Origin of the sequence: Psychromonas arctica (assembly GCF_038155225.1) — a bacterium.
Lineage (GTDB): Bacteria > Pseudomonadota > Gammaproteobacteria > Enterobacterales > Psychromonadaceae > Psychromonas > Psychromonas arctica_B.
Map to the genome: position 1 here is coordinate 1 of NZ_JBAKBA010000083.1, position 3,441 is coordinate 3,441.

1 protein-coding gene and 1 pseudogene are annotated in these 3,441 nt (G+C 33.3%); both read right to left on the reverse strand.

Translation table 11 applies throughout. The features are described 5' to 3' along the window. Positions 1-609: 609 nt before the first annotated feature. Positions 610-1,752: a DUF3541 domain-containing protein gene (locus tag V6255_RS17845; RefSeq protein ID WP_341629358.1), complete on the reverse strand. Its 1,143-nt coding sequence runs from the start codon at positions 1,750-1,752 to the stop codon at positions 610-612. 973 nt (positions 1,753-2,725) lie between these two features. Continuing rightward, a pseudogene (locus tag V6255_RS17850) lies at positions 2,726-3,441 on the reverse strand (IS630 family transposase); the annotation flags it as partial.

The following is a 3,441-nucleotide window of genomic DNA, read 5'->3' on the forward strand; positions in this document are numbered from 1 at the left end:
TAAGTCATTTTTCCTGCGTAAAATTTAGATCACTTATTTAATGTAATCGGTATTACTTAATAATATACAAAAAACAGTAGGATTAAGATCATAAATTCAGAGAATGCATATTTTTATTGATAAATTACATTATACGAATAACATTGAATTTAAAGTAATTAGGATTCTTTAGCTATACAAAGAAATCGAATAATAGAAAGGAAATAACAATCCTTTATCTATTGTTCTTAAGCTTTGGAACTTCCTATAACCTTTATAATCAATGAGTAAAAAAGTATAGCAATACAACATGCTTTACTTCAAAAAGTGAGATAGGAAAGATGACTGTGCTTCTTTGTTCCTTTATATAACGACACATATACCGGTTACCAATCAAGATACATTATTCAGTCGTTAACTCGGACATCAGACAAGAAGACGTAACATGGTGAGTCCTTATCGAATGTTACAACGCAATATTTTTTCTAGCTGGCAAGTCGTGAGGCAACCACCTTCGTTGTGATAAAGTCTCAAATAACTCGTTAGATCTTTAACTTTATGCCTAGTATTTTTTTCCTTCACCACTTGCTGATTTTTGTATCTTAAAGCGTGGCGGGTATAACGACATCATCACTTTTCAATTAAACCATAAGGTATCGAATTAAAGACTTCTGGTTCATTAGTCAGTGTCGGTGCTACATTCATACCTTTCCAATCAAGTAACATGATAGCGAGTACATTTCGATGTTCTCCCTTTTTTAAATCCATTTCTCCAGTAACGGAAGGTATTAGGCCATGTTCGCGGTTTAAAGCTTTTTGAATAACTTTTCTTGTTTTGAGGACAACAGGATCATCATCTAGTCCCGCTAGCAGAAAATTAATTCCAACTTCAGCAATAACATCTTCTTTAGCCCGTTCGATAATCGTATCTATATTATTCCGATAGTAATCATATATCCATTGGTAATCTTGTTCATTAATAGGGTCTTGATAATAACGAGATGCTGCAAATATAATGTGTGTTAATCCATAAACTTTATTCCCAAACTGTTGTTCAGAAAGAAAACTGTCATTGTTATCAGGATAAACTTTTTTAAACGTAGCAATAAAATCATCAACCACATCTTGTTCCCCTAGCTGTCTTAACCAATAAACTTGATTAGCTAACTGAGCAGCCCACGCTTTTACCATATTTTCATCTATGACATATTTAGTAAAATCATAACGATGAATTACCTCACGTAACTTTTTATCTTCACGGTGTTTAAGTCCATATTCATCAGCACGCGCCATTGAGCCTAATAAACCGACACCAAGATAAAGATACTCAGGCATTAGTTTTGTTGCTTGATATCGCAATACTGTACGTTGATTCGAATCATCACGATAATTTTCAATACGCTTCTCTGAATAACTTTGTATTTGTTCAGCTGTATGAACTTGTTCGGAGAACATATTAAGTCTGCTAGCAACCCTCGCCATATCTGACCATACTGCCGGAGCATATTTATCATCTAGTGTCTGCCTATACATTCTCAATCCATAATGACCAGATTTGAAGGCAGGTAAGCTATATAGATTTGCTTCGTAAGTATGACGGATTAAATCTGCATCTTGTTTAAAACCCTCATTTTCAAGCTCATTAACTATGGTTGGTTTTGTTAAATCTTCGCTAGTAATAGTGATTATTGGCGCACTAATAGCCATATTCTGAAGCGCCATCAATACTAATAGAAAAATAACAATTGGTGTTTTAATCATTAATGTTTTCATAATACTTCCTTTCATTATGTTCACCAATTTTATAAGTAATGTAATAATGATTTATTGAAGTTAAGTTTATGGCTCACTTAAAAGATATGTTGGTTGATTTAAAGATATTATTTATACGGTTCTAGGTATTGATGAATAAAGAGTCATAATCGCTTTGCACAAAAATAGTCTATTAAAAGATACTTTTTAAAGAATCTTCGCTTTGTGTTATTTAAAATAAGACAACCAATACTCCTTAAAAGTTTCATTACGACAAATAAGCAAAAATATTAGATAAAATAATTTACTTAAAGCCTTATAAAAGAGATGAAAAAATAAGATCTGAGTATTCAGAGTTAGCTCCTATTTGATAAGCTAACAATAAAGGTTATTATTGGATTCAAGTTTTGTAGTAATACCAATCACACTAATTAAGTTATCTATTTTACTTGTTAAAATAACTTATTTCTTCGTTGTAAATTTCGTAAAGGGAACAAACATTTAGCTCAATTTTCGCCTTGAACTAACTCATTTTTTCTGCGCAAAATTTAGATCACTTATTTAATGTAATCGATATAACAGAAGCATTAACCTTTTTAAAAAAATGATTAAGTACACACACAAAAAGCTCTGCAGGCTAAAGCAAGCGCCCCAAAGTCAAAAATGAGACTTCTTTCTAGTCAATAATGTTTTTAATAAGTACTATACTTCATCTCACTAGCAGCAAGGCTCTAAACGATAAAATCCCTGCGAACACCAAAAGAATTAATAAGATGATCATTCTTGGTGGTTAAAATCCCCCCTAACTGCGTTGTGATTTTTGAAGTGAGAACAACTATCTCCTACCTTATTAATATTAATTTTTCCTGCGCAATCTCTGATCACTTATTTAATTCCATTGGTATAACGTCAGCCAACAGGGATTATCGTATTAGGCGCTTGGCAATGGAAAGGTATCGCAGAGCTCTACCGCTCGTTATACCAATTCCGATAATTAACTTATCAGATTCGTCCAATCACGATAGCAAAGTGAAATAACACGTTTTTGATCTTCACAAAATCGATTCCAAGCAATACAGCATTTATCAACAATGTCGTTGTAGTCTTTAAAACAACGATTTGCAATTTCATTCTGTCGTAACCAACTCCACACTTGTTCAATTGGATTAAGCTCCGGTGAATAAGGTGGAAGATGAATGATAGTGAGGTTAGAAAATTGCTCTTCTAAATAAGTTTGATTCCAGCTAGCCTGATCCATAATGATAACTGAATGCTTACCATCTGGCGTCGCATCTGAAATTAACTGTAAGTGCTTCGTCATCACTTCCATATTACTAACAGGTGCAACAATCGCTTCTGTTTGACCTGTATTCACACAAACCGCACCAAAAAGATAAGCATTTTGAAATTGTTGTTGCTGAACTGCTCTTGGTCTTGAGCCTTTTTCCGCCCAAATACGTGTTGTTGTATTGCGTTGTCCAAATCTTGCTTCATCTTGGAACCATACATTCACGTTACACAAGCTGATATGCCCAGGGATCTTAAGGATCGTTTCTATTTGGAATTTTTTTAAAAGATGCTTGGATTTCTTCTGATTGTTTGGGGTGCTTAGAGCGAGTCGTTATCCAGCTTAGATTTAATTTGTTGAGTAAATGATAAATATTAGTTTTTTGATAAGTGACCCCGAATGTTGTTTCAATATATTCTTTT

What these genes read in the sequence shown, in the direction of transcription:
- V6255_RS17845 (WP_341629358.1), bottom strand. Translation starts at nt 1,752, where the DNA reads ATGAAAACATTAATGATTAAAACACCAATTGTTATTTTTCTATTAGTA.